Source organism: Streptomyces sp. NPDC058195 (genome assembly GCF_042883525.1).
Taxonomy (GTDB): domain Bacteria; phylum Actinomycetota; class Actinomycetes; order Streptomycetales; family Streptomycetaceae; genus Streptomyces.
In genome coordinates, this window is sequence record NZ_JBHVVM010000049.1 from 1 (window position 1) to 25,071 (window position 25,071).

The following is a 25,071-nucleotide window of genomic DNA, read 5'->3' on the forward strand; positions in this document are numbered from 1 at the left end:
TGTGCTGGGAAACTAGCCCGCACCGTTCGGGAAGGGGCCGTCGGAAAAGGGCTCTCACCACGAGCACCTCGCCGGCGGCCTACTTCACACCGGCTCTGGTCCGCTGACGGCACGTGGGAGCGACTGCTCCAGCAGGTCCAGGCCGCAGCCGACGCGGCGGGCGAGATCGACTGGAACATCTCGGTCGACTCCACCATCGTCCGGGCGCATCAGCACGCGGCCGGCGCCCGCACCGACCCGCCACCGGCACCCGTGTCAAAGGGGGCCGACGAGGTGGAACACCAGGACGAGACGCCGTGGCAGAGCCTGGTCGCCCGCCTGGTGGAGGTGGTGCGGGAGGCGAGGGCCTGGGCCGCTCGCGCGGCGGGTTCACCAGCAAGCTCCACCTGAGCGCGGACGGTCGCTGCCGCCCACTGTCCCTGGTCGTCACACCAGGTCAGCGGGCGGACTGCACCCAGTTCAAGCCGGTTCTGGAGAAGATCCGAGTGCCCAGACCTGGCCTGGGACGACCACGCAAGAAGCCAGACAGCCTTGCGGCCGACAGGGCCTACAGCAACGGCCTCATCCGCGAGTACCTGCGGCGGCGGGGAATCCGGCACACGATCCCGGAGAAGACCGACAGCCAGGCCGCCCGCCTACGCAAAGGCTCACGCGGCGGGCGTGCACCCGGCTTCGACGAGGGCCGCTACAGAATGCGCAACACTGTCGAGCGAGCGATCAACCGCCTGAAACAGTTCCGGGCGGTCGCCACACGCTACGACAAGCGCGGCTACGTCTACCTCGGCACCGCGACCGCGGCAGCTCTTGCCATCGGCGCAGTCTCATGGAGCCGCCCGTCACCACACATGAGTGCGCGTGCCCATGTACATGCCGACCGGGCGGGCCTCCCGTCGTCGGAGACCCGCCCGGCCGGACCGTGCGGTCAGCGAACGTCGTAGGCGCGGGTGATGGTCTGGGTGACCGCGTTGCCGTTGGCGTCCTTGAGGGTGGTCTTGGTCATGACCTGCTTGCCGGAGGCACCGGTGAGGTCGAGGACGGCCGTCCAGTCACCGTCCCGCCGCTCGGTCGGCGCCTGGGTCCAGGTGGTGCCGCCGTCGTAGGAGTAGGACAGCGTGGCCTCCTCGACTGCGCCCGGGGTGTACCCGGCATGGCCCTCGGCCGACAGGCCGATCCCGACTCCACCCCGCGCGGGCAGGGTGTTCAGACCGTCCACCGGCGCGTCGTACGCGGGGAAGAGGAGCGGCAGACCGCGCGAGTAGACGTCCGGCTCCCGGTGGGAGCGGAAGCTCCAGGAGGTGGTGACGGCGGTGGAGCGGAGCCAGTTGCGGTCCGCGGACGGGATCTTGTCCAGGATCTGGGTGAGTTCGTACGCGGAGTCCTCGTCCGGCACGGTGAACACGCCGTACGGATCGACTCGGGTGGCGATCTGCTCGCCGTTGCGCTTCAGCACCAGCTTGCCCAGATCACCGAAGGACCCCCCGTAGGTCCAGTGGTCACCGGAGCCGTCGAGCCAGAGCGCGGTCTGGAAACCGATCAGGTCGCCCTGCCGCTCGCCGGCCAGTTGCCGCTTGCCGTCGGCGTCACGTACGGCGGCCGGCCGCATGGGACCGCCGTACCACTCCTCGGCGCCGCGCTGTCCCTTCCGGTACGTGCGCTCCTGGTCGCCCATGAACGCGGCGAACGGGAAGCTGGTCATCGCGCCGTGGTACCAGGCGTCGTCGCCGGTCGTGTAGTAGGCGGTGCGGGTGCCGGGGACGTGGACCACGCCGTACGGGCTCACCGGAAGGTAGTCGCCGACGCTCCCGGCGGGGCGGACGAAGAGCGCGTCGAGGTAGTCGCCCTCCTTGCCCAGGGCGTTCCAGGTTTCGGCGACCCGGGCCAGCTCGGCGTCCCTGGGCCGGTGGACCTGGTCGGAGTGGAGCGGCCCCCGGATCGGGTACGACAGGTTGTAGACGTAGGACGAGTCGCCCTCGGAGCCGGTCGCGCGCCAGCTGGACCGGAACTCATAGGTGCCGGTCCGGGCGCGTCCGTCGATGTCCGCGTAGAACTCCTGGATGGTGCTGTCGGCCGTGACCGAGGCGGATATCTGCCAGGTGTCGTCCCACGTGCGGGCGTAGCTGAGCGTGGTGCTGTTCACCGTCGAGGGCCGGTCGGTGCGCACGCTCACCCGGTGGGCCTTGCGGGCGTCGAGGACGACGGTGGTGTCACGGGTGATCCGCAGCTGCGGGTTCCCGAGATAACTGAGCGATCCGGACGCCTTGTCCGCTCCGTGCGTCGTCACGAAGGCGCTGAGGGAGTAGGCGCCGGGGCGCACGCGGTACGTCTGCTCGGCGGCGCCCGAGTTGATGCGGCGCTCGCCCTTGTCGATGTCGAGGGCGGCCAGGTCCAGCGAGGAGGTGCCGGTCGCCGGCCTGCCCTCGCGGTCGATGAGTTTGACCCGGAGCGTGACCGTCTCCGGCTGGACGTGGAGCGTGACGGGCACGGAGACGTGCACATCGCCGCCGGTGGCCAGGATCCGGCCGGTGACCGCACCGTACTGGGCGTCCTTCAGGCGGGCGGTGGGGTCGATCCGCAGCGGCACCCGGACGGTGGCCCCCGCCGGAACCCGCACCTTGCCGGCCGCGAGCCCGACGATGCCGGAGGCGACCTCGCTGCCGTCGTTGCCGTGTACCCCGCCGACCTTCAGGTTCAGGGTGACGTCGCGGTCGCCGGTGTTGGTGAAGGGCACCTGCACGGTGGTGCGGTCGGAGGCGTCCTGCGGCCAGTTGTAGCTGCCGGCCTGGACGGCGGGCACGGAGAACACCTTCTGGTTCACCGCGCCGAACACGTCGAGGACGCCACCGCCGGTCTGGTCCGCGCCGGCGACGTTGCCGCCGGTGCGGGACGAGGAGACCAGGGCTGCCTTGATCTGTTGCGCGGTCCAGTCCGGGTGGGCCTGGCGGACGACGGCCGCGGCACCCGCGACATGCGGGGTGGCCATGGAGGTGCCGGACATCGAGCGGTAGGCGTAGACGCCGCGGCCGCCCGCGCTGGCGGCCGAGATGTCGACGCCGGGGGCGGCTATCTCGGGCTTGAGCGTGTGGGTGACGGCCACCGGTCCGCGGCTGGAGAACGGGGCGGTGGTGTCGTCCCGGTCGACGGCGCCCACGGTCAGCACCTCGGGTACACAACCGGGCGAGGAGACGGTCTCGGTGCCCGGACCGGCATTGCCTGCGGCGACGACGAACAGTGTGTGGCTGTTCCGCGCCAGCTTCTTCGTGGCCTCGGCCATCGGATCGGTGCAGTCGCCGATCCTGGGGTTGCCCAGGCTCATGGAGACGACATCGGCCTTCTGGTCGACGGCCCACTGCATGCCCGCGATGATCCAGGAGTCCAGGCCGGAGCCGTGGTCGTCGAGAACCTTGCCGATGAGCAGGGAGGTACCGGGGGCGACCCCCTTCTTGCGGCCGTCGTCGGCCGCTCCGGACCCGCCGACCGTGGAGGCGGTGTGGGTGCCGTGCCCCACCCGGTCCTCGGTGTCCCGCGAGTCCGTGAAGTTCTTGGCCTCGGCGACCCGGTTCACCAGGTCCGGGTGTCCGGCGTCCACACCCGTGTCCAGCACGGCGACCTTGGTGCCCTTGCCGTCGTAACCGGCCTTCCACGCCTCCGGCGCGTGCACCTGCGCGGTGGATCGGTCCAGTGTGGCCTCGGTCTTGCCGTCCAGCCACAGCTTCTTCAGTGCCGAGGCGGCGCGTGAGCGGGTGTCGGTGACGTCCCGCCAGAAGGCGGCGGCGGTCTTCTTTCCCGTCCTGAGCGCGACACCGTCGACCGCCGGGAGGCTCAGGCCCCGTTCGGAGCCGCGAGGAGCCGGTGGAGCGCTCTTCGCGACGTCCACGCCGTCGCGGTAGGTGGCAATGAGCGGCAGTGTGCCGGTGTGCGCGTCGTCGTATCCCTGGCGGATGAGCCCGGTGACGTTGAACAGCTGCTCGTCGGCCTTGCCCTCGGCGATCGCCCGGACGGCGTCGTCGGGAAAGACGTAGAGGTCCTTGCCCCTCTGGTAGGTCTGGACCGTCGGCCGTGTGCCGTCCTCGCGGGGCAGCACGGCGGCGGAGCTGCGCCCCGCCGCGTCCGTGGTCACCTGCACCTTGTCACCGGTGACGAGCGTGACCGTCGTCTGCCTGCCGTTCTTCGCCGCCGCCCCGCTGCCGACGACGGGCCTCTTCCCGGAGGCACCGCCGGGTGGTGTCTCCGTCGCACCGGAAGGCGCGACCCCGGTGACGGCCAGGGCGGCGGCGATTGCCGCACCCAGGGCTGTACGCGTTATGGAGCGCATGAATCTCCCCACTCGAAACCATGAACATGCCGTGCTGCCGGTGCAGCCTGGCAGACATGTGGAACGCGTAGGAGTGCCGCGCCTGACGGGTTGCCCGCATGTCGGTTTTCCGTCACACGGTCGTGCCCATCAGCGATGTTCGCCCGGATGATCTTCCTGAAGAAGGCCGGCCGGAGGCCGGAGCCAGCCCGCGCGCGCGGCGTGCCATCCGAGCTGGAGCCGCGAATCCGCTCCGGCGAGGTCCATCAGGCGGCGTGTCCTGCGCTCCACGGTACGTATGGAGACGCCGAGTTGGGCGGCGGTCCGCCGGTCGGAGACGCCGGCCAGCAGCAGGGCCAGGACCTCCAGTTCCTCCTCGGTCGGATACCGGTCGGTCGGCGGCTGGGTGTGCACACCCGTGGTGGTGGTGTAGAGCGGCCGGGCCTGGGCCCATATCATCTCGAAGAGATGGACCAGGGCGGTCAGCAGGCCGCTGCGGTGCACCACGATGGCGCTCGGCTCGCCGCCGCAGTCGGACATGTCCAGGGGCACCATGGCGCGTTCCCGGTCCGACACGACCATCTTCAGCGGCAAGGAGTCGGCCAGACGCAGTTGGACACCGGCCGTGACGCCTTCCCGCACGTCCTGCGCCACGTCGGGACCGTCGAGGTAGTCCCTCGCGGCCACGACCCGGAAGTCGACGCCGCGGTCCAGCGCGGAACTCTCCGACAGGTCGGTGTCCTCGCGCGGTACCGCGATGGGATCGCCGACGAGGAAGACGAGCAACTCCTGCTGGGCGCCGCGCTGCAGTTGGTGGAAGCGGTGCGCGACCTGCTCGACGCCGACGACCACCTCCACGACGCTGCCCGCGGGGTGCGCGGCGGTACTGCGGTACTGCTCGGTCAGCATCGCGAACGCGGCCTCGGCCCGGTGCAGTGCGTTGCGCTGCTCGACGAGGAACGGCGCCAGGGCCACCGAGGGCGGCGTGAGCCGGTAGCGGGCGGGCCCGCCGTCGGCCGGTGCCCCGCTCCCGGTCTCGGTGGCGACCGCCACCAGGCCACGTGCCACCAGGTCGCCCAGGACGTGACCGGTCCCGGCCTCATCGAGTCCGGTCTGCCGGGCGAGTTCCTCCGCGGAGGCCGTCGGGCGGGCCAGCAGGGCCGTGTAGACGCTCTCCTCGGCCAGTCCCAGTCCCAATGACTTCAGCATCCGGCTCCTCCTCGGGCGGCCCGCTGTGTCTGCCTCGGAGCAGTTCGGGTGGACCCTATCCCACAGCCGGAACACCGCCCCCGCCCGCCGTCCTCCGCGTATCGGGACGGGTGACCCAGTGGCCGCCACCGGTACGGGCCCCGGCGGGGCGCGGCTCGCCGACGGCCGGACCTGCCTGACGTACAGACAGATGCGCGGACTTCTGCGGCTGACAACGGGGCACGGGACGTCGAGGTCGCCGAGCCGCCGCGCAACGCGGAGGTGGTGATCGGCGTGCTGTCGGTGGCCTTCCTGGTGCCGCTCCTCGGTGCCCTGTCCGGGTCCGCGGTGTGGCTTCTCGGGCTGCTCGTGTCTGCGGCCTGGACGGCAACGAGCGCTGGAACGCCCTGTGACTCCCTCCTGTCCGACGGGGGCACGCGCTACCGCTGCTCTTCCTCAACGGCACGGCGCGAAGTCTGTCGTCCAAGGCGATCAGTCCGGCGGCGCAACGCGCCTGCCCCTCCGGCAGTTCGCCATCCTGCGGAGGCACCAGGGACGCGCCGCTGTGGATGCGGGTGAGGTCGGGGGCGGCGCCGGGGGCCAGTGCGCGCAGGGTCACCATGCGGCGGTCAGCTCCTTCGCGGTGAGCTGGTCGGCGGGGTCGGGTGCCAGGCACGCGGTGGCCGGGGCCGTGTCCGGCCTGGGCGGTTCGGTGCGCGCGGCTGTGGCGCCGGACCGGTGAGCAGCACGATCTGTGACAGGCGCGGAGCGCCCGAGCGGCGCATATCGTCAGCGTATTGAAAAGCGGATACGCACTGGCAACACAGGGCCGAATTGACTGGCGCCATGTCCTACCGCGAACCAGCACCCCTGTCCCCCTCTGTGACGCTGACCGTCGCGCCGGTCAGCGACGCCGAGCACCTGGCCTTCGTGCGGGCGCGGCGGTCGGTGAACTTTGCGCAGACCCCGGCATGGGGGCGGGTGAAGACGGAGTGGCGCAGTGAGTCGCTCGGTTGGTTCGACGGCGGGCGGCTTGTGGGGGCGGGGCTTGTCCTTCACCGGCCGGTGCCGGGGCTGTCGCGGTTCACGCTTGCGTATGTGCCGTGGGGTCCTGACATCGACTGGTCCGGGGACATCGGTGCGTGGCTCGACCCGCTGGCGGCATATCTCAAGGCCCGTGGCGCGTTCGCGATCCGGCTGTGCCCGCCGGTGCGGACGCACACCTGGGATGCGGTGCAGGTCAAGGACGGCGTGGCCGATCCGGGGGTGCGTCGGCTCACCAGACTCCCCGACGGGCACGTTGATCCGGCTGGTGCCGGGGTGAGCCGACGGCTCCGGGCGGCCGGCTGGCTGCCGCAGAGCCCTGAGGACGGCTTCGGGGCTGGGCAGCCGCAGTTCACGTATGAGGTGCCGCTGGTGGGAAGGTCCGAGGACGACGTCCTGAAGGCCATGAACCAGCAGTGGCGCCGCAACATCAAGAAGGCCGCGAAGGCGGGGGTCGAGGTCACTGTCGGTGCCGCGTCGGACCTCGCGGCGTTCCACGAGCTCTACGTGGAAACCGCCGCACGCGATGGATTCACGCCGCGGCAGCTGGCGTACTTCGAGACGATGTTCGCGGAGTTGAGCGCCGAGGATCCCGGGCGGATCGCGCTCTATCTGGCACGCCACGAGAGCGAGTTGGTGGCCGCGACGATCCTGGTGCGGGTCGGCGGACACGCCTGGTACTCGTACGGTGCCTCCTCGACGGCCAAACGTGAGGTGCGGGGTTCCAACGCGTGCCAGTGGGCGATGATCCGTGACGCCCTGGCGGCGGGCTGCGACGTGTACGACCTGCGGGGCATCACGCCGACGCTCGACGCCGCTGATCCGCATGTGGGCCTGATCCGGTTCAAGGTCGGCACCGGGGGGCGGGCGGTGCGGTACGTCGGGGAATGGGATCTGCCGCTGCGACCGCTGGTCTACCGCGCCTTCGACCTGTATATGCGTCGGCGCAGGCGCTGAGCCCGCGCCGCACGGTTACCCGAGTGCGGCAGCCACCTCGTCGAGGCGGGCGCCGCGCGACGCCTTGACGAGGACGACGTCGCCGCTGGTGAGGCTCTCGCGCAGCCAGGCGGCGGCTGCTTGGTTGTCGGTGAACGCGACTGCCCGCTCCCCCGCGGCGTCGGCGACGGGACGGGCGGTTTCGCCGATGACGGCCACCAGGTCGGCGCGTGCGGCTGCGTACTCGCCCACTGCCCGGTGTTCGGTCTCGCTGTCGGCGCCAAGTTCGAGCATCGCGCCGAGTACGGCGATGCGGCGCCGGCCCGCGATCGCGGCGAGCGTGTCCAGGGCGGCTCGGGTGGAGTCGGGGTTGGCGTTGTAGGAGTCGTTGAGCAGGGTCGCGCCGCAGGCCAGGGTGCGGCGCTCCATGCGCCACCTGGACAGCGAGGCGGTGCTGAGGGCCACCGCCGAGGTGAGCAGGGGGATGCCAGCCACGAGTCCCGCCGCGGCGGCGGCTGCCGCGTTGAGTGCCTGGTGGGCGCCTGCGAATGGCAGCGCGACACGGGCCGAGGCGCCGGAGGTGCGCAGCGTGAAGGCCGCCCGGCCCAGGCGGTCGAGGACCAGGTCCTGGACACGCACGTCGGCGTGTTCGGCGCGGCCGAAGGTCAGGACCGGTCCGTCGGTCAGCGCGCGCATCGCGACGACGCGGGGGTCGTCGGCGCTGAGGACGGCGGTGGCGCCGGGTGCGAGGCCGCGCACGAGTTCGCCCTTGGTCCTTGCGATGGCCTCGCGCGAGCCGAACTCCCCGATGTGGGCCTGGCCGACGTTGAGCACGACCGCGATGTCGGGTGCGACCAAGCCGGTGAGGTGGGCTATGTCGCCGAGGTGGCGGGCGCCCATTTCGAGGGCGAGAAAGTGGGTGTGCGTGTCGGCGCGCAGCATGGTCAGGGGCACGCCGAGTTCGTTGTTGTACGAACCGTGTGTGGCGACGGTCGGCCCGGCGCCCGAAAGGACCGCAGACAGCAGGTCCTTGGTGCTGGTCTTGCCCTGCGAGCCCGTCACCGCGACGACGGTCAGCCGCTCGCGCAGCCGGGCCACGGCGTGGGCGGCGAGTGTCTGCAGTGCGGCCGGTACGTCGTCGACGACGACTGTGGGGAGGGGTGTCGGCCGTGAACCGAGCACGGCGGTCGCACGGGTGTGGCCAGCGTAGTCGTGGCCGTCGACGCGCTCACCGACCATGGCGACGAAGAGACCGCCCGGTTCGCCGTGCCTGCTGTCGAGTACGGCTGGCGCACTCACTGTGACGGTCGCGTCACCTGAGACCCGGCCGCCGACGAGCGCGGCGATCTCGGCGAGGGAGAGGGGGTGCGGGGCGGGGGATGGCTGGCTCTGAGTCATGGCTCCAGGGAAGGCGGCGGGGTGTTGTCGGCGCGTATGCGGTTCTCGATATGCCAGCGATAGGTGGTGGGCTCTGGGGGGCTCGCTTTCTCCGTTCGGCGTCCGGGGACGGCGAGGCTCCGGCCGGACCACCGGAGCCTCGCCGTATTCATCCCAGGCTCACCTGTGTGATGGGGAAGTCGAAATAGGTGTCCGGGTAGGGCTCGTCCTTGAGCGTGTAATGCCACCATTCGCACGCGTAGGAGCTGAATCCGCTGGTCTCCATGATGGAGCGGAGACGCCTGCGGTTGTCCGCCGCGGCGCGCGAGATTCCTTCCGCTCCGTGGTGCGAGATCGGGTCCATCAGGTCGTGGTCGCCGTCCATGGCAGCGAGGCCGCCGCTGTCCAGGTGGTACAGCGTCAGGTCGACGGTACTGCCGCGGCTGTGGCCCGACTTGGCGGCCACGTATCCGTTCTCGAACATCTCGGGCCGGTCGATACTGGGGTAGTGGCGGTGTTTGGTGCGGCCGTCCTCCGGCTGCTCCGACCAGCGCAGGAAAGAATCCACGGCACGTTGCGGGCGGTAGCCATCCCAGAGAAGGAGGCCGAATCCGTGCGAGGCCGCCTCTTCTCGCACGCTCTGCAGTGCCGCACACAAGGCCCTAGTGCCGACGATGCGATTGGCCAGGTATCCGTTGACCGGTTTTCCGGTGAAGTTGTCCCAGGTGGCGTACTTGGCGTCCCAGCGGATCCCGGGTATGAAATCGTCTATGAAGACGAAGTCGTTACGCATCGGCCTGCTCCGTCGGAGTCAGGGGCCGGGCGAGCGTCCCGGTCACCAGGCGGTCGATCACTTCGGGCAGCGGAAACCCGGCGGCGGCCATCATCCTCGGATATCGGCTGTACGAGGTCATGCCGGGGAATGTATTGACCTCGTTGAGGACGACCTGTCCGTCGTCCTTGAGGAACAGGTCCACGCGGGCGAGTCCGCCGCAGCCCAGGGCGCGGTAGACGGCCTTCGCCACTTCCTGGACGCGTGCCCGGGATTCAGCCGGAATATCGGCGGGGACGATCGGTGTCGAATTGTCGGAGCCGGTCTCGGGTTCGTCCTCCTGGTGAATCCGGAAAAATCCGTGGGACAGGGCGATGCGGTCGACTTCTCCCGCGGTCAGGTCCGTTCCGCCGCCCAGGATGGCGCATCCAACCTCGCTGCCGACGACTGCCTCCTCGACCAGGACTTTCGTGTCGTACCGCCGGGCGACGTCCAGCGCGGCCGGCAGTTCTTCCGCGTTCGCCACCTTGCTGACCCCGAAGGACGATCCCGAGCGGGCCGGCTTCACGAAGACGGGATAGGTGAGCCGATCGGCGTCGATGCTCTCGCCCTCCGCGACCGTCCAGAAATTCGGCGTGGCAATTCCGGCGCCAGCGGCGACAACATAGGCGAGGGACTTGTCCATGCCCAGCACGGAACTCTGGACGTCACAGCCCACGTACGGGATTCCGGACAGCTCGAGCAGGCCCTGGACCGCGCCGTCCTCCCCGAGCTTGCCGTGCAGGACGGGCACCACGACATCCAGGCCGATCGTCTCGTACTTCCCCTGGTCGAGGACGAGCAGTCCGCGCACGCCGCGGTCCGGGGACAGCACGGCGGTCCGGTATGCGCCGCTCTCCCAGTCCGCGGCGGGGCCCTCGCAGAGTTTCCAGGCACCGTTGCGCGTGATCCCGATGAAGTACGGCTCATATCTATCCAGGTCGAGGTTCCGCGCGATCTCCTGCGCGGACTTGATAGAGATGAGGTATTCCTCCGAGCAGCCGCCGAAGAGGATTCCTAACTGAAGCTTGGCCTCAGACATGCTGATTCCTGCTTTCGAATTCCAGGCAGTTGGCGATCGAGTTCTCGACCATGTCGCTCAGGGCGCGGTCCGTGTAATACGCGGTGTGCGGACTGATGAACGCATTCGGCATCTCCTGCAGCCGCAGCAGTGGCTTGCTGTCGATGGGTGCGTTCCGCCGGTCGGCGTAGAACACGCCTTCCTCGCCCTCGACGACGTCGAGGGCGACACCGCCCAGGCGCCCGTCCTCCAGCGCCGCGACCAGCGCGGTGGTGTCGATGAGGGCACCGCGCCCGGTATTGACCACGAACGCGCCGGGTTTCATCCGCTGGATGCGTTCACGGTCGAGGAGGTGGTGCGTCTCGGCGTTGAGCGGCGCATGGAGCGTGACAACGTCGCTCGACCTCAGCAATTCATCGAGCGACACCTCACCGCCGGGATCACCGGATTCACCGGATTCACCGGCACGATTTCCGTACGCTAATATCCGGCATCCGAAGACGCGGAGCCTTTCCATGACGGCCGTGCCGATGCGCCCCGTTCCGACCACGCCGACGGTCAGGTCGCGCAGATCTTTCCCCTGTACGTCGTGCAGCCGGTAGTCGTGCACATCTGCACGGCGGACAGTCGACTTGGCGTGGCGCACCGCCATCAGCAGCATCATCACCGTGTAGTCGGCGACACTGTCGGGGGAATAATAGACGTTCCCGACAGAAATACCGACGCGGCCCGCATAATCCACGTCGATATGGTCGTACCCGATGCTTCTTGTGGAGATGTAGGAGACGCCGGCTCGGCTCAGCGCACGAATTGTCGCCGGGGTGATCCGGGTCTTATGTCCGACGCTGATGCACCGGTTTCCGGATGCCAGGTGGACGTTGTTTTCCGACACCGCAGATTCTGTGACTGTCGGCGTCACTCCGAATCGGGGTGCCAGCTCCCGGAACCGTGCGGCTTCGTCCCGCCCGCATCCGAAAGCGGTGATTCCCACTGGTTCGCTGTATGTCATGCCTCCATTCAAGGGAACGGAGTGTTGCCGATGCGTATGCAGTTTTCGATACGCTGCCGATACGTTGTCGGCCCGCTTTGCCGGCCCGCGCGGTGTTCGCCGAGCAGGCCACCAGCCGGTCGCGGTGGCTGTTCGCGATGGACGGCGCCACCCCGGCAAGCCGGGCCATGCCGGCTGCCGTCCTGGCGTGGCCGTCGAGCGCTAGGTATATGGCGGCGTTGGTGCGGTCCGCCGGGAGGGCACCCAAGGAGACTAGGGCCTCTCGTGAAGGTGTCGGTGCTGGTCACCCGGCCATAGTCGGCGGGTGGCGCTTCGACGCCTGCCGAGGGGCCCTGATCTCAGCGTCCTGGCCTACGAGGCACGAAACCCACCGTGCGATCCGGCCGAGAGCATCCTGTACTTCGGCATGCCCGTGGTCCTGTTGACCACCGAGAACGACGACGAAACCGCTAACATCGCCCCGATCTCCTCCGCTTGGGTCCTGGGCCAGAACGTGGTCCTTGGCCTTGGCGATGCGAGCCGGACGCCGTGCAACCTCGCCGTACGCCCGAGCTGGTGCTCAACGTCGCCGTGCCGGACCTCTGGGCGCAGGTGGAGCGCCGCGCCCCGCTCACCGGGGCCGACCCGGTGCCGGAGAGTAGGCGTGCGGTGTACCGGCACGAACCCGACAAGTTCGCGCCGCAGGCCTCACCCCTTCCGACGTCGATCTCGTGACCCTGCCACGCGTCACTGAGTACGTCCTACAGCTGGAGGCGCGCGCCTGCGCGCTCGCCGGGTGCGGAGGGCGGTTGCTTCAGTGTCGAGTGTGAGACGCCGCGCGTCCATGCCGCCCCCTGACGCCGGACGACACCATGGACCAGGTCGAGACGCCGGGGCGACGAGCGCATCCGGAAGGATGGAACGGGCACGTCAGCCACGGCACGGACAGCCTGCGCGCTGAGGACGTGGCGAACAAGAATGCTCACGATGCCGCGCAGCACGCGTGGGACATTCGGCAGATCCTGGCGTGCGTCGACACGGCCGCGCCACCCGCATGGCCGACGGGGCGCGTATCACGACCGCGGGGACGTGCGTGCGGGCAGTTCCACCGTGATGCGCAAGCCGCCGGTGTCGCGCGGGGTGAGGGTGAGGGTGCCGTCGTGTGCGCGAGCGATGGTTGTGACGATGGCCAAGCCGAGGCCGACGCCCGTCTGGTTGGCGTGGATGCGCTCGGTGCCCCTCTGGAATGGTTCGGTGAGCGTCGAGACCAGGCGTGGAGGCAGTTTCTCGCCGGTGTTTTCAACCGTGAGTATCACGGTGCCGGAATGGACTCCGGTGGTGACCCACACCCTGCCCTGTTCAGACAGATTGTGGACGATCGCGTTGTGCACGAGGTTCATGGTCAGTTGCAGCAGGAGCGCCGGCGATCCGCTCGCGGGGGTGATGTCGCCGCGGGTCTCGATGGTAACGCCGTTCCTTTCCGCGAGGGGGAGCAGCGTTTCGGTGGCTTCTTCCGCCATGAGGGACAGGTCGACCTGTTCTCGGGTGAAGGATCGCTGGTTGGCTTGGCTGAGCAAGAGCAACGCTTCAGTGAGGTCGATCGCTCGGGTGTTGACAGCTTGGAGGCGGTTGAGGACTTCGCCGGTGTCGTGTGATGGATCGGTGCGGGCCACGTCGAGGAGTGACTTCGAGATGGCCAGCGGAGTGCGTAGTTCGTGCGAGGCGTTTGCCGCGAATCTCTGCTGCTCGGCGACGTGTGCTTCAAGCCGTGCGAGCATCGCGTCGAAGGCGTCGGCAAGCTCGCGGAACTCGTCCTGGCGGCCCGTCATCTGGATACGGTGCGAGAGCGATCCCGTAGCGGCCGTGCGGGTGGCGTTGGTGATGCGCGCCAGGGGGGCGAGCATACGACCGGCGAGGATCCATCCTCCCAGGAGGCCGAATACGAGGAGGGACACCATTACTGCGGCTGCCGTTGGTGCGAAACCCTGCACGAAGTCGATGACCGGGTTACTTTTCCATGCCCCTTCTTCGTTGGTCTGCAACCACCCCTGTTGCAGGAGGAACACTCCTGTGACGGCGAGCGCCAACGCACCGGCGAGCATGAGGAATCCGGCGTAGCTGAGGGTGAGCTTGAGGCGGACACTCAATCCAGGCGCTCTATCCATGGTTTTCTCCCACGTCTCCGGCCTGCGGCTGTGCGTCGATTCGGTAGCCGACGCCGGAGACCGTGGCGATAATCCATGGCTCACCGAGACGCTTGCGCAGTGCTGAGACGGTGATCCGGACAGCGTTGGTGAACGGATCGGCGTTCTCATCCCACGCGCGCTCCAGAAGTTCCTCGGCGCTGACGACACCGCCCTCGGCGGCGATGATGACCTCGAGTACGGCGAACTGCTTGCGTGTCAGCGCGACGTAGCGGCCGTCCCGGTAGACCTCGCGTCGGAACGGGTCAAGCCGCAGCCCTGCGATCTCACGGACCGGAGGCCGGCTGTGGGCACGCCTGCGGTCGAGTGCCCGGAGCCTGAGGACGAGTTCCTGCAGTTCGAACGGTTTCGTGAGGTAGTCGTCGGCGCCGAGTCCGAAGCCGGAAGCCTTGTCGTCGAGGCGGTCGGCCGCGGTCAGCATGAGGATCGGCATGCCGCTGCCCGAGGCGACGATGCGTTTGGCGATCTCGTCACCGGAAGGGCCGGGGATATCGCGGTCAAGGACGGCGATGTCGTATCTGTTGATGCTCAGCATTTCCAGGGCGCTGTCGCCGTCGCCCGCGAGGTCGGCCGCGATCGCTTCCAGGCGCAGGCCATCGCGGATGGCTTCCGCCATATAGGGTTCGTCCTCGACGATCAACACACGCATACTCTCGATGTTACGAGCGGGCACATATCGTCCGCGTATCAGAAAACGCATACGCGCCGACAGCACCGTGCCACCGTCTATCGGTGCCTCGCGACCGCCTTCAACAAGTATCCCAGGAAGGCATTCGGGGCCGTGACCTGCACCGAGTGGTCCTCACTCGCGGAAACGATCTTCACGGGGATGGTCACCACCCCGGCGCTCGCTGTCGGCCAACTCATCCCGGAGGACTTCGCCGCCATTGCCGCGTTCCTGGACGCACGCCTGGAAGGAGCCGGTTGCCGACGGCCACGCCGCTGCGGCTACGGCGCTTGCCATGGCCCTGGACCCGCGACTGGAACGCTCCGTGGGCCCTTCCAGTGGGAGGTCGGCTATCCCTCCGAGCCGGTGCCGGACAACTGGCTGTCCGAGCGGAGGTTCGCATGGGAGCAACTGGCCATTGTGCTCTGGTCCGGGTGGTGCGATGCCGAGGGCTACGACACGGTCCGCTGGGCAGTGCCATCCCTGCGCAGGAAGCAGTCGGCTCCCGGGAGGGCTCGCGTATCGGGAGCCGCCGCCGGGTAACCGGATGCCCAGCAACTGGGGTGTGTCAGTGGCGCGTCACGCGCCGGAGACCGAACTCGTCGCAGGTGCTGGTGGCGCTCTTCCCTCCCCATGCGGTCCTGCCCAGCGGTGTCGGCTGTGGGACCGCAGCTGCCCTCCCGGCCTCCCTTGCCGCGCGTTCCGCGGGTCCGGTGCAGTGCGGCCGCGTGGGAGGCGTCGGCCTGGCGGCTGGCTTTGTTCACGAGTTCCACTGCTGTCGAAGCGCTGCTCTGCGACGTGAACAGAGCCAGCAGCAGGTCTCGACGGCCTTGGGAGGCACTCTCCGGGCCGGGATCGTCCTGCTCGGCTCGTGCCTCAGCTATGCGTTGGTCTTCTCGGCCGTCGCCGTGAACGGGGCATCGGTGCCGGTGCAGTAGCCGAGCGGGCCCTGGGCGGGGCCGTCGATGCAGGCGTGCCAGTCGGTGTCGTCCGTGGTTTCGTCCGGCTGACTTGCCGAATTCCGGGGAGGTGCAGGCACCGGGGCCTCCAACGATTCTCGTTGGCCCGGCCCAGACCAGCGGCACATCTCTGTACGGCCGGCAGTCCATGTTCCAGGGGCAGGCGTCGCCGTCGACGACGGGTGGGAAGGTGCGGAAGCCGCCTTCGGCCGGGGTGGATTTGCGGGTGAGGTCGATGGCCGCGCACACGAGCTCGCCCGCCACGAGAACCACGGGGACACCGGCGTCCGCCACGGCGACGATGACGCGGAGGCATCGTGACCTCCTCCCCCGGCCAAACCGCAGCAGCGACGGCCGCCCGCCGACGCCAGACCCGGGACAAGCTCGTCATGCCCGAGAAAACCGTCACCGCACCGCTCGCTCCGATGGAGCCGGAGGACGTCGCCGCGCGCGTCTTCATCCCGGTAATGAGGGTGCGGAGAATCAGCACGTTATGCGAGCGGGCCCCGGACCAGGACGGTCCGGGGCCCGCAAGCTGTTTGGGGTATGGCTGCTACAGCTCGAACTCAAGGCTCATCACGTCGTTGATGTGCACCTCTTCCAGGGAGCCGGCGCGGCGGCCGCTGTCCTGGAAGTACACCTCGCGAAGGGCGTCGGCGGCCAGCTCGCGCAGCCGGTCCTCGTCCGCGCCCTGCTGCTGGGCGTCGAGGAGGCGGCCGGCGTGCTGCGGGGGCAGGGCGACGGTGAGGTGCCGGATGCGGTCCTGGTCCGTCGACCCGATGGGTGCGGTGTAGCCCATGCGGGCGTGGACGTCGATGACGATGCCGTCGGTCGTCGCGGCCTTCTGGCGGGCCTTGGCCCGGATCTGCGGCTGCCACCGGGCCTTGACCTCGCGGTCCATGCGGGCGGCGAGGTCCGGGCGGGGCCTTTTGATCTGGTCCTTCACGTACCGCTCGACGGTGCGCTGGGAGACCCGCAGCATCTGGGCGACCGGTTTGGTTCCCCCGAGCTGCTTGACGAGATACCGCATCTGAGGGCCCGCGGACTTGGGCGCCGGGCGGGTGAACGCCTTCTGCACCGCGTTGTCCAGACCTTCCCCGAACTCCTTGGCCATCGCGCTCCCCTACTCGCCGTTGTCGGAGTCGGTGACGGTGCCGTCCTTGATGTACCGGGCCAGATTGAGCTCCGGCGCGTCGAACTGGTCGCGGACCTCCTCGCCCCACAGGACGGTCTGGGTGCCCTCGTGCTTGACCAGGCCGGGGTTGACGCCGAGCTTGAAGCCGCCGGGCAGCGGCTTGCCTTCCCGGTAGGGCAGGAAGTCCAGCGGGCCCGGTCCGTCCGCGGCGTAGACGACGCAGTCGGACAGGACCGCGACGGGGTACTGGCCGGTGAACGCCGCGTGCTTGACGATCTTGCGGTGGAGGTTGATGCGGGTGCGGGAGATGACCGCCGCCCGGATGTCCGGCCGCCACGTCGGACGGGACAGGGCCCGCCACGGCTCGCCCGGCCGCCAGCCCTCGCCCCGGGACCGCTCGCGCAGCTTGCCCAGGCCGCCCTTCACTGTCGCCTTGACCGCCGAGACGACGATCGCCAGCTCCGGATCGCGGGCCTTGTGGCCGTCCATGGCCGCGAGGAAGTCCTCGGGCGACAGGTCGGCGTCGACGCCGAGGTCGGCCATCGTGGCGAGGTAGGCGTCGCGCAACCGGTTGTACCAGCCGTCCAGGTACCGGCCGCTCTCGTACCGCACCCACGCCTCGGCCGGGCGCACCTCGTAGCCCAACTCCACCGCGTAGGCGACGGTGGGCGTCGCGTACCAGGCCGGTCCGGTCGGAGTCTCGCCCTTCGGCGTGAACGGGCTCGGCAGCAGGCTGCCGTCCAGCTCCGCCCACTTGTCCTTGCCGGCCTTCACCTTCGACAGGTCGATGTGGGACAGGTCAACCAGCCAGGAGCCGGGCAGCTTCGGGTCGAACAGCGGGTTCATGACGTGCGTCGCCTCGCCGAGGCCGACGTTCAGGCCGTTCGCTCCAGCGGCGAAGGCCATGTTGACGTCGATGCCGACCAGGTGGCGGCGCATGCATTCGTCGTCGGTCATCGGCCGCGCCCAGTCGTACGCCTCCTCGAACAGCTTCTCCGCCGGTCCGCGCACGTGGAACCGCGGCAAGTCCCTGAGGACCGGGTGGCCGTCGGGAACCTCGCACGGCGGCCAGTTCACCGGGTCGATGGCGTCCTTGCCCAGCGAGCCGGGGTTGTGTTCGGAGTGCCGTTTGCCGTCGGCGTCCGGCTCGGAGGCGCGGGTCGCCGGGTGCAGCGCGGTCATCAGCTCCAGGCCGGTCACGGCGGCGGAGCCGCGCGGCGTCATGACCCGGGAGGCGTACGCGCCCAGGACGCGGGCGAGTTCGGCTGGCGGGAGGTGTCCGGCCTCTCCCCAGTGCCGGGTGTCCAGCGCGTTCCAGGACGGGATGCACAGCTGCACGCAGGCCCGCTCCGAACCGGTCGCCGGGCGGTAGACGCGCGCCCACGGCCCGAACCCGCGCTTGGTCAGCTTCCACTCCGCGCGGACCAGCTGCTTGATGGCCTTGTGGCCCTCCGGCAGGCGCCCGGCGAGCCGCTCCTCCTCCGTGAGGGCAGCCGGGAGGCCGTAACGCGCCAGCGCGGCCTCGGTGAGCACGAGCAGCGGGTCGCCGTCCTTGCCGGGGCCGGCGAGCCTTGGCTGACCAAGCTTCGCCTCCTTGAGCGTCCAGTCGGCCAGGGACGGCAGGGACTTGGCGGGGACGTCCAGGACCAGGCCGCCGGTGCAGTACGCCAACACCGTGCCGTCGTTCTCGACGTCCAGGACCGCCAGCGGGCCGTTCTCGAACCGCGGGTCGGTGCCGCCCGCCGGGGTTCCGGCCGGGGCCGCCCTCTTCGCCGCCGGGCGGCGCGACGTAGACGTCGGCCTGGTGGTGCGCGCCGGGCGGGGCGCGGCGGCCTGAGCAGCGGTGACGGGAGCCGGGGCGGGGGTCTGGGTGTTCTCGGTTGCGGTCATGGCCGGGGCCTGGGATGCCTCGCCCGTGGGCAAAGACCGGGCTTTTGTCGGGTCCGGGGCGCTGGTGCACGTGGCGGGCACCGGGGCCGGGTAGAGCTTCGCGAGTCCGTCCAGCAGCCGGGCGTACGCGTCGCGCTCCGGCGGGCGGGGCTCGGTCTTGCCGGACTCCCAGGCGGACACCGTGGCCCGGCGCACCCCCAGCGCGCCCGACACCTCATCGATCGTCAGACCGTGGGCGGTACGCAGCCGCTTGCGCTCCGTCGGCGGCGGCAGGACCGCGCGGGACGCGAGCAGAGCGTCTACCGCATCGAACAACTCGGACATGGAACACCTCCTGACTGAACCCTATCCCGCGAACCGTACGTTGCACGTACATTACGCGTACGAAGCGCGCTCTCCTGGTGATGCCCCATCGACCAGCGCCGCGTGGCCCTCCTCGTGACCTGTCTCAGCGAAGACTGAGCGGCCCCACCGAAAGGTGAGCCTTGGCGCCGGGAGAAAACCGAACCGGGGTCACCGGCGGCACGAGTGGGGGTTAGCGGGGGAGTCGGGCGGGTTCGACGCAGGCACCCGCTGGCGGCGGCGGAACACCAGGGCGCACAACAGCGGCCCGGCGCTGGAGTGGGCCGAGGTGTGACGGCGTCCCCTCGCGGAGTGCCCCAGGGCCGGTCCGCCGCCATCGTCACATACTTCGACGGTCGATATATGGTGCGGCTATGAGAAAACGTCAGCCGGCCCTGACCGAGCCGCAGTACTTCATCCTCGCGGCCCTTCTCGACGGGCCGCTGCACGGCTACGGCATCATCAAGGCCACCGAGCAGGCCACCGACGGCCGGCTCAAGCTCGCCGTCGGCACCCTGTACGGGGCGCTGGAACGGATGGAGCGGTCCGGACTGGTGGCCGCCGACCGCGAGGAGGTCGTGGACGGACGGCCGCGCCGGTACTACCGGCTCACCCAGGACGGCACCCGCACGCTCGCGCAGGAGGCGCAGCGGATGCGGCAGGCGGCCGCCGTGGTCACCGGACGTCTGGGCAGCCTCGGGGCGGCCCACCCGTGAACCGCCTGCTGCTCGCCACGTACCCCAGGAGCCACCGCGAGCGGTCCGGGGCCGAACTGCTGGCCTGCCTGGCTGAGGCGTACCCCGGCCGCGCCTGGCCGCCGCCGCGCGAGGTCGCCGCCCTGCTGCGCGGCGGGGCGCGGGCGCGGGTGCGGGCCGTCTGCGACGACCCGGCCCGCCCATGGTGGCTGGACGGTATCCACCTGGCCGCCCTCGTCCTCGCCGCGCTGGCACTCGTGCCGTATCTGCAGGACGTGTGGGACTGGGCGCTGCGGGTCGACCCGGGCGGCCGGGCCATCGGCTTCCACCACGCGGGCTGGTACCCCTGGGCGCAGGGGCCGGGCACCCGTACCCGGATGCTGCCGTACGGCCTGCTCCCGCTGGTCTGCGTGGTCGCGCTGCTGCGAGGCAAGCCGTGGATCGCGCTCCCGGCGTCGGCGGCGATGGTCTGCAGCGGTGCCGCGCTGGGGAGTTCGGCGTTCTTCGACAGCGAGGGCGTGGTGGGCACGGGCTACTACGGGCTGGCCGCGCCGATCCTGGTCAGCGACCTGGTTCTGTCGGCGACGCTGTTCGTCGCCTGCGCGGCGCTGGCGGCGAGCCGGCCCGGCCGGCTGCGCCGCCGCTCCTGCTGCTGGCTCGTCCCGCTCGCGGGCGCCCTGTTCCTTGCCGGGGGCCTGCATCTCGTCTCGAACGATCCGTGGTTCCAGCGGGGCCAGTTCGTCCTCGAAGCCGCCGCGCTGCTCACCGCGTGGTGGGCGACGGCCGTCACCGGCGACTACCGGTGGTCGGTCCCCGTTGCCGCGTTCGCGGTCGTCCGGGCCCACGCGATGCTGAGCGGGTCGATCCCCCTGGACATCCGGCATCTGCCGCTCGCGTCCGTCGTCCTCGTCCTGTCCGCCACGGCCCCGGTGCTGGCTGTCACCGCGTGGGACAGGCGCGGTGGCAGCCGCCTCCGGTAGCGGCGTGGAAGCCGCGCGTACGCCCCCTGCACAGATCCAGGAACACAGGAACGAGATGACGAGCGAATCGCAGTACCGTCCGGATGTACGCGGCCTTGCGAGGGGAGTGGAGGAGCCTTCGCCCCGCCGGGCGCGCCGGACACCGCCGACGGCGGCCGTGGTGTTTCTCGCGGCGTTCGCGGCGGTCTACCTGCTGGCCGTGTGTACACCGGCCGGACAGAGGGCGGAGAACTCCCTGGTCGTCGGCTACGCCGACCAGGCCCGCGTCCTCGCCGTGAACGAGTCGGTGGGCCTGCCCCCGCTGACCGCCGAGTACGCGACCATCGCCGCCGGGATCGCGCTGATCGCCGTGGTCGCCCTCGTACGCCGCAAGTGGCGCGAAGGCTGTGCGGCGGTCGGCGTCGTCGTGGTCTCGCTCGTGGGGGCGGAAGCCCTGAGGTCCGTGCTGCCGCGTCCCGATCTGGTGCACGCGCCGGGCCATCTCACCGAGGTGAGCTTCCCGAGCGGGCATGTCGCCATCGCCGCGGGGCTGGCCCTCGGTGCCGCGCTCGTCGCGTCCCCGCGCACCCGTCCGTACGTCGTCGGCGCCGGTGCCCTGTGGCTCGCGGTCACCGCTGGCGGCGTCCAGGCCCTCTACTGGCACCGGCCGAGCGACGCGCTCGGCGCGACGCTGCTGGCCTGCGCCTGCCACGCCCTGGCGACCCGGCTGCTGCCGCCCGCCGCGCAGTCCACCATGCCGCTCACCGCGCGGCCCTCCCGGCCGGCGGCCGGCGCGCGTCCCGGTGCGCTGTCGGCCGTGGCCCTGGCCGTCGCCGCGATCGGCGCGGTGCTGGGCAGTGCGCGGGAAGACGCCCTCGCGCGCCCGCTGGTGTTCGCGGCAGCGGCGTTCGCGTGCGCGGTGCTGGTCTGGTGGACCGCTGTGAAGAGCGCCGGAAGGCCGGAAGAACCGCGCCTTCGGGGGTGACATGGCCAGCGGGAGAGAGCCCCTGGCCCTCGGCCCCGGGAGGCGTTCACCGATGCCTCCAGCCGGGCCGGGTGACCCGCGCCCTGCAGCAGGACGGCTGTCCGGTGGCGGCCACGGCCGACCCGCTGCGCGGGCTTCGCCATGACGCCCGCCATGCTGACGGCCCGGTGGCCGGCCTCAGGCTGGCTTGCGCCACACGGAGACATGCTTCGCGGAGTCCTGGGTGAACGGAGACCCGTCCCAGTCGGCAAGGCGACGTTCCAGCTCAAGCCCGGCGATCCGCGCCATCAGGTCGAGCTCCGCCGGCCAGGCGTACCGGTGCCGGGAGTTCTCGCGGCGGTAGTGGCCGTCGTCGCCGTCGCGGGTGAAGTGGTGCGAGACGAGCATCTGCTCGGCCAGGTCGAACGTGTCGAAGCCGAGATGCTGCTGGGAGACGTCGAACGGCACCGCGACCTGGCCGGGGGGCAGGAGCCGCAGCGGCGGTACACCGAGCTCGATGACGAACCGGCCGCCGGGCTCCAGATGCCGGGCGGCGTTGCGGAAGCACTCGACCTGCTCGTCCTGCGTGAGCAGGTTCGTGAGGGTGTTGTAGACGAGGTAGACCAGGGTGAACCCGCCGGGAACGACGGTGGTGGCCATGTCCCCGATGACTACCGGGAGGGTGCCTTCATCGGTCTTGCGCCGCAGCACCGCTGCCATGTGCTCGGACAGTTCGATGCCCACCACCGGCACGCCGCGTTCCCGGAGCGGGACTCCCACACGTCCGGTCCCGATGGCGAACTCCAGCGCCCGGCCGTCTCCGGCGAGCTCCGCGAGGAAGGCGAGGGCCGGACCGAGAACGGCGGCCGAGGACGCTTCGGCTTCCTCGGCGTCGTAGCGGTCGGCGGTCGCGCGGGTCCACAGTTCACTGCTCGTCACAGGTGACCACTGTGCCGGGTACGGAGAGGCGCTGTCGACACAATTGAGTTCTCCGCAGCGCGGCGTGCATCGCCCACACCTCTTCGTCGCCTTGCCAGGGCTTCGGCCGAACCGCCCCTCACTCCGGATCACCAGTCCCGCGGTGAGCCAGCCACTGGAGCGCGCCGATGCGCATACCTGCTGCCCTCATCACCAGAGTCTCGTCTCCCGCAACCCACTTCGATGCCACGGCGTCCAACCCAGGACGGACGGACACCGATCACCTGGGAGAGCACGTGCCGAAGAAGGACCAGAAGACGGACATGGCGAGGGAGAAGGACCGCGAGAAGTGGATGGCGCGTTTCCAGGTGCGGCTGGCCATGCAGCCCGGCGTGGACCGGGCCGTCGTGCTCCAGGCGGTCAAGGACGTCACGGGGCACTGCGCGGGTACAGGAGAGCACCCGCGGACCGCCTTCGGCGACCCGGACGCCTATGCCGTGCAGGCCGCCGCGCGGCTGGTCCCGGCGGACCGGGCGGCGCGTGCGAAGCAGCACAACGCCGTGGTGGACGCGCTCGGCTCCGTGCTGGACAGGACCGGAGGACTGGCCGGTCTGTGACCGGTCGGAGCGGCTTCCGTCATGGCCCGTCACACAGTTCTGACATGGCTTCCCTCCTGGCCGGACTGGCTGCGGCGATCCGGCCAGGAGCTGATGGAGCGGACACCTGGCGCGCAGCACGCGAGTGCTCCGCGCCTCAGCGGGCGCCGTCGGGGCGTGGGTGCTGACCGGCGTGGGTGCTGACCGGCGGGCAGGGCCGTTGCCAGCGAAGACGGCGCTGCAGCCCTGAGAGCTCGCTGCACCAGAACGGCCGCTGAACCAGCGGTCCTGGCCGGCCGGGGCTCCGCGTGCGCTGACCCAGTTCCCGTATTCCGCGGTGGGCGGGGCAGGCCGTACGCGGGCGGGGTGTCCTGGCCGCACCCGCCCGCGTAAGACCTGCCACGCCCGCGTACGGCCTGCCACGCATGTGCCGAGGACTCACGTCCCCCTCCGGAAAGTTCCAGAATGACCTGGGCCGGGGTGTTGTCGTTTGTCGGGTGTGAAGGTGTGCCCGGCTGTTCCGGGCTGTCGTCGTGGCAGGAATCAGGAGAAACACCGTGTCCGTCGCCCGTACTCTCCCTCTGCACCGGGTGGAGTTCCCGGTTCCCGGGCCGCCCCGGCTCACCGAACTGCCGGACGGCACGCCCGTCTGGCTCGTCACCCGGTACGACGACGTGCACCAGGTCCTCACCGATCCCCGCTTCGGGCGCTCACCGGTCCATGCTCCCGGTACGCCGCCGGTCGTCGACAGCCCCAGCCTGCTGGACAGCCGTGAGGCCATCGGCCAGCAGGACGGCGACGCGCACCTGCGCCTGCGGCGTGCTGTCGGCCGGGCCTTCACGCCGCGCTCGGTCGAGCACCTGCGGCCGTGGGTGGCCGGGACCGTCGACCAGCTTCTCGACGGCCTCGTCGAGAAGGGGGCGCCCGCCGATCTCGTCACCGGCTTCGCGCTGCCCCTGCCCTGCATGGTGATTCACCGGCTGCTGGCCGTGGACGGCGTTCCCGTCGAGCGGCTGCTGCACTGGGCCGAACACGCCTTCGCCGGGCCCACCGTCACGCCGGAAGCGGGCGACCGCTCCCGAAGCGAACTGACCGGATTCGCCGCCGCGCTGATCGCCGAGCGGCGCGGCGCGCCCGGCGACGACGTGGTCAGTTCCGTCGTCCGGGCGGCTGACAGCGAGGGCGGCATCCCCGAGGCCGCGCTGGTCAATCTCATCGCCACCATGATCGTCGGCGGTCACGACACCACGATGACCATGCTCAGCAACGCCCTGCTCTACCTGCTGACCGAACAGCCCGCGGCCTGGGCCCGGCTGGCCGTCGACGAGCAGGCCGCCGAAGTCCTCACCGAGCGCCTGCTCCACCTGATTCCTCTCAACGACCATGAGGAACGCCCCGGCCGTCTCCTCGCCGCCACCGCGGACACCCTGCTCGGGGGCATGACGATCCGTGCAGGTGACTTCGTCACGACCGACCGTGTCGCCGCCAACCGCGACCCGGCGGCCTTCCCCGGCAACCCTCACGACGACCTGTTCACCCCCTTGCCGAAGCCCTCGCTCGTCTTCGGCGCGGGCCGCCACTACTGCCTGGGCACCTGGCTCGCCCGTGCCGAACTCCAGCTCGCCCTCCACCGCCTCGCCCACCGGCTTCCCGCCCTGCGCCTCACCGTCACCGCCGACGACATCGTGTGGCGGCGCGGCACCATCAGCCGCAGCCCCCTCCACCTCCCCGCGACCTGGTGAAGGACGACCGCTGAGGTGCCCAGGCGATGGCCAGGAGGCACACGGGGGCACCCGCGCGCGGCTCCTGGCCGTCGCCTGGGCCTGCAAAAGACCCGGTCGTCTGGGCGGCCTGTACGCCGCCGCGTACGCATCGCACTCGCCACTGCCGCCAGCGACGGGGCGCACCCAGATGAGACGGGCCTCGATGTCTGGAGAACCGTCGTACTTGGACTCGTACCACCAGCCCGGCCCCTCGGGCAGGATCGGGACGACCTAGGGTCTTTCGTTTGGATCAGGCTGGATCAGGGAGCGGGGGCTGGTGCGTGCAGCTGCAAGGCGGAGGAAGGAGCCGACGCGGAGCGTCG

Annotated in this window: 19 protein-coding genes and 1 pseudogene; 8 read left to right on the forward strand and 12 right to left on the reverse strand. The window is 70.3% G+C overall.

The window, feature by feature from the left end; translation table 11 throughout:
• Window positions 1-87: 87 nt before the first annotated feature.
• Window positions 88-812: pseudogene (locus ACFVWY_RS34400) on the forward strand (IS5 family transposase); the annotation flags it as partial.
• Between the two features lie 110 nt (window positions 813-922).
• Here the strand turns inward: ACFVWY_RS34400 and ACFVWY_RS34405 are convergent.
• Both ACFVWY_RS34405 and ACFVWY_RS34410 read right to left on the reverse strand, forming a co-directional pair.
• Window positions 923-4,312 (reverse strand): S8 family serine peptidase, encoded by a 3,390-nt coding sequence (locus ACFVWY_RS34405; RefSeq protein WP_389878869.1) that lies wholly within the window; start codon window positions 4,310-4,312, stop codon window positions 923-925.
• 129 nt (window positions 4,313-4,441) lie between these two features.
• Window positions 4,442-5,500 carry a helix-turn-helix domain-containing protein gene (locus ACFVWY_RS34410; protein WP_389878870.1) on the reverse strand — a complete coding sequence of 353 codons (1,059 nt, stop codon included), beginning with the start codon at window positions 5,498-5,500 and terminating at the stop codon, window positions 4,442-4,444.
• Between the two features lie 825 nt (window positions 5,501-6,325).
• Between ACFVWY_RS34410 and ACFVWY_RS34415 the strand changes: the two genes are divergently transcribed.
• Entirely contained in the window at window positions 6,326-7,480 is a 1,155-nt protein-coding gene (locus ACFVWY_RS34415; RefSeq protein WP_389878871.1) for a lipid II:glycine glycyltransferase FemX, read from the forward strand.
• Between the two features lie 15 nt (window positions 7,481-7,495).
• Here ACFVWY_RS34415 and murF read toward each other — a convergent pair whose 3' ends face one another.
• The 4 genes from murF to ACFVWY_RS34435 all read right to left on the reverse strand — a co-directional run bounded on the left by murF (window position 7,496) and on the right by ACFVWY_RS34435 (window position 11,677).
• Window positions 7,496-8,857 carry a UDP-N-acetylmuramoyl-tripeptide--D-alanyl-D-alanine ligase gene (murF, locus tag ACFVWY_RS34420; RefSeq protein WP_389878872.1) on the reverse strand — a complete coding sequence of 454 codons (1,362 nt, stop codon included), beginning with the start codon at window positions 8,855-8,857 and terminating at the stop codon, window positions 7,496-7,498.
• A 148-nt stretch (window positions 8,858-9,005) separates the two neighbouring features.
• Window positions 9,006-9,629: a D-Ala-D-Ala dipeptidase VanX gene (gene vanX / locus ACFVWY_RS34425; protein WP_389878873.1), complete on the reverse strand. Its 624-nt coding sequence runs from the start codon at window positions 9,627-9,629 to the stop codon at window positions 9,006-9,008.
• On the reverse strand, window positions 9,622-10,689 hold the full coding sequence (vanA, locus tag ACFVWY_RS34430; protein WP_389878874.1) for a D-alanine--(R)-lactate ligase: 1,068 nt from the start codon (window positions 10,687-10,689) through the stop codon (window positions 9,622-9,624). Before vanA ends, vanX begins: the two co-directional genes overlap by 8 nt.
• Complete coding sequence (locus ACFVWY_RS34435; RefSeq protein WP_389878875.1) at window positions 10,682-11,677, reverse strand: D-isomer specific 2-hydroxyacid dehydrogenase family protein; 996 nt, start codon at window positions 11,675-11,677, stop codon at window positions 10,682-10,684. Before ACFVWY_RS34435 ends, vanA begins: the two co-directional genes overlap by 8 nt.
• A 528-nt stretch (window positions 11,678-12,205) precedes the next feature.
• Between ACFVWY_RS34435 and ACFVWY_RS34440 the strand changes: the two genes are divergently transcribed.
• The gene (locus ACFVWY_RS34440; RefSeq protein WP_389878876.1) at window positions 12,206-12,391 is read left to right on the forward strand and encodes a hypothetical protein; all 186 of its coding nucleotides are present in this window, start codon (window positions 12,206-12,208) and stop codon (window positions 12,389-12,391) included.
• A 338-nt stretch (window positions 12,392-12,729) separates the two neighbouring features.
• On the opposite strand, the gene ACFVWY_RS34445 is transcribed toward ACFVWY_RS34440, so the two are convergent.
• The 5 genes from ACFVWY_RS34445 to tap all read right to left on the reverse strand — a co-directional run bounded on the left by ACFVWY_RS34445 (window position 12,730) and on the right by tap (window position 18,835).
• Window positions 12,730-13,821, reverse strand: coding sequence for a sensor histidine kinase (locus tag ACFVWY_RS34445; protein WP_389878877.1), 1,092 nt, complete (start codon window positions 13,819-13,821; stop codon window positions 12,730-12,732).
• On the reverse strand, window positions 13,814-14,509 hold the full coding sequence (locus ACFVWY_RS34450) for a response regulator transcription factor (RefSeq protein WP_389878878.1): 696 nt from the start codon (window positions 14,507-14,509) through the stop codon (window positions 13,814-13,816). Before ACFVWY_RS34450 ends, ACFVWY_RS34445 begins: the two co-directional genes overlap by 8 nt.
• 898 nt (window positions 14,510-15,407) lie before the next feature.
• The gene (locus tag ACFVWY_RS34455) at window positions 15,408-15,566 is read right to left on the reverse strand and encodes a hypothetical protein (RefSeq protein WP_389878879.1); all 159 of its coding nucleotides are present in this window, start codon (window positions 15,564-15,566) and stop codon (window positions 15,408-15,410) included.
• A gap of 473 nt (window positions 15,567-16,039) precedes the next feature.
• On the reverse strand, window positions 16,040-16,600 hold the full coding sequence (gene tpg, locus ACFVWY_RS34460) for a telomere-protecting terminal protein Tpg (RefSeq protein ID WP_389878880.1): 561 nt from the start codon (window positions 16,598-16,600) through the stop codon (window positions 16,040-16,042).
• Between the two features lie 9 nt (window positions 16,601-16,609).
• Window positions 16,610-18,835 carry a telomere-associated protein Tap gene (tap, locus tag ACFVWY_RS34465; RefSeq protein ID WP_389878881.1) on the reverse strand — a complete coding sequence of 742 codons (2,226 nt, stop codon included), beginning with the start codon at window positions 18,833-18,835 and terminating at the stop codon, window positions 16,610-16,612.
• Window positions 18,836-19,227: 392 nt separating this feature from the next.
• Between tap and ACFVWY_RS34470 the strand changes: the two genes are divergently transcribed.
• The 3 genes from ACFVWY_RS34470 (at window position 19,228) to ACFVWY_RS34480 (ending at window position 21,492) form a co-directional block, all read left to right on the forward strand.
• On the forward strand, window positions 19,228-19,569 hold the full coding sequence (locus ACFVWY_RS34470; protein ID WP_389878882.1) for a PadR family transcriptional regulator: 342 nt from the start codon (window positions 19,228-19,230) through the stop codon (window positions 19,567-19,569).
• Window positions 19,566-20,528 carry a hypothetical protein gene (locus ACFVWY_RS34475; protein WP_389878883.1) on the forward strand — a complete coding sequence of 321 codons (963 nt, stop codon included), beginning with the start codon at window positions 19,566-19,568 and terminating at the stop codon, window positions 20,526-20,528. The genes ACFVWY_RS34470 and ACFVWY_RS34475 overlap by 4 nt, the downstream gene beginning before the upstream one ends.
• 157 nt (window positions 20,529-20,685) lie before the next feature.
• The gene (locus ACFVWY_RS34480; RefSeq protein WP_389878884.1) at window positions 20,686-21,492 is read left to right on the forward strand and encodes a phosphatase PAP2 family protein; all 807 of its coding nucleotides are present in this window, start codon (window positions 20,686-20,688) and stop codon (window positions 21,490-21,492) included.
• A 177-nt stretch (window positions 21,493-21,669) separates the two neighbouring features.
• Here ACFVWY_RS34480 and ACFVWY_RS34485 read toward each other — a convergent pair whose 3' ends face one another.
• Window positions 21,670-22,410, reverse strand: a complete 741-nt coding sequence (locus ACFVWY_RS34485) for a class I SAM-dependent DNA methyltransferase (RefSeq protein ID WP_389878885.1) — start codon at window positions 22,408-22,410, stop codon at window positions 21,670-21,672.
• A 275-nt stretch (window positions 22,411-22,685) separates the two neighbouring features.
• Between ACFVWY_RS34485 and ACFVWY_RS34490 the strand changes: the two genes are divergently transcribed.
• Both ACFVWY_RS34490 and ACFVWY_RS34495 read left to right on the forward strand, forming a co-directional pair.
• A complete protein-coding gene (locus ACFVWY_RS34490; RefSeq protein ID WP_389878886.1) occupies window positions 22,686-23,006 on the forward strand; it encodes a hypothetical protein in 321 nt (106 codons plus the stop codon).
• Window positions 23,007-23,542: 536 nt separating this feature from the next.
• Window positions 23,543-24,727, forward strand: coding sequence for a cytochrome P450 (locus ACFVWY_RS34495; protein WP_389878887.1), 1,185 nt, complete (start codon window positions 23,543-23,545; stop codon window positions 24,725-24,727).
• Window positions 24,728-25,071 lie beyond the last annotated feature (344 nt).

Bases quoted from the DNA above. Each gene is read 5' to 3' on its own strand.
- murF (WP_389878872.1), bottom strand. From the start codon at position 8,857: ATGACTCAGAGCCAGCCATCCCCCGCCCCGCACCCCCTCTCCCTCGCC.
- vanA (WP_389878874.1), bottom strand. From the start codon at position 10,689: ATGTCTGAGGCCAAGCTTCAGTTAGGAATCCTCTTCGGCGGCTGCTCG.
- ACFVWY_RS34410 (WP_389878870.1), bottom strand. From the start codon at position 5,500: ATGCTGAAGTCATTGGGACTGGGACTGGCCGAGGAGAGCGTCTACACG.
- tpg (WP_389878880.1), bottom strand. From the start codon at position 16,600: ATGGCCAAGGAGTTCGGGGAAGGTCTGGACAACGCGGTGCAGAAGGCG.
- ACFVWY_RS34405 (WP_389878869.1), bottom strand. From the start codon at position 4,312: ATGCGCTCCATAACGCGTACAGCCCTGGGTGCGGCAATCGCCGCCGCC.
- vanX (WP_389878873.1), bottom strand. From the start codon at position 9,629: ATGCGTAACGACTTCGTCTTCATAGACGATTTCATACCCGGGATCCGC.
- tap (WP_389878881.1), bottom strand. From the start codon at position 18,835: ATGTCCGAGTTGTTCGATGCGGTAGACGCTCTGCTCGCGTCCCGCGCG.
- ACFVWY_RS34435 (WP_389878875.1), bottom strand. From the start codon at position 11,677: ATGACATACAGCGAACCAGTGGGAATCACCGCTTTCGGATGCGGGCGG.
- ACFVWY_RS34470 (WP_389878882.1), top strand. From the start codon at position 19,228: ATGAGAAAACGTCAGCCGGCCCTGACCGAGCCGCAGTACTTCATCCTC.
- ACFVWY_RS34415 (WP_389878871.1), top strand. From the start codon at position 6,326: ATGTCCTACCGCGAACCAGCACCCCTGTCCCCCTCTGTGACGCTGACC.
- ACFVWY_RS34450 (WP_389878878.1), bottom strand. From the start codon at position 14,509: ATGCGTGTGTTGATCGTCGAGGACGAACCCTATATGGCGGAAGCCATC.
- ACFVWY_RS34445 (WP_389878877.1), bottom strand. From the start codon at position 13,821: ATGGATAGAGCGCCTGGATTGAGTGTCCGCCTCAAGCTCACCCTCAGC.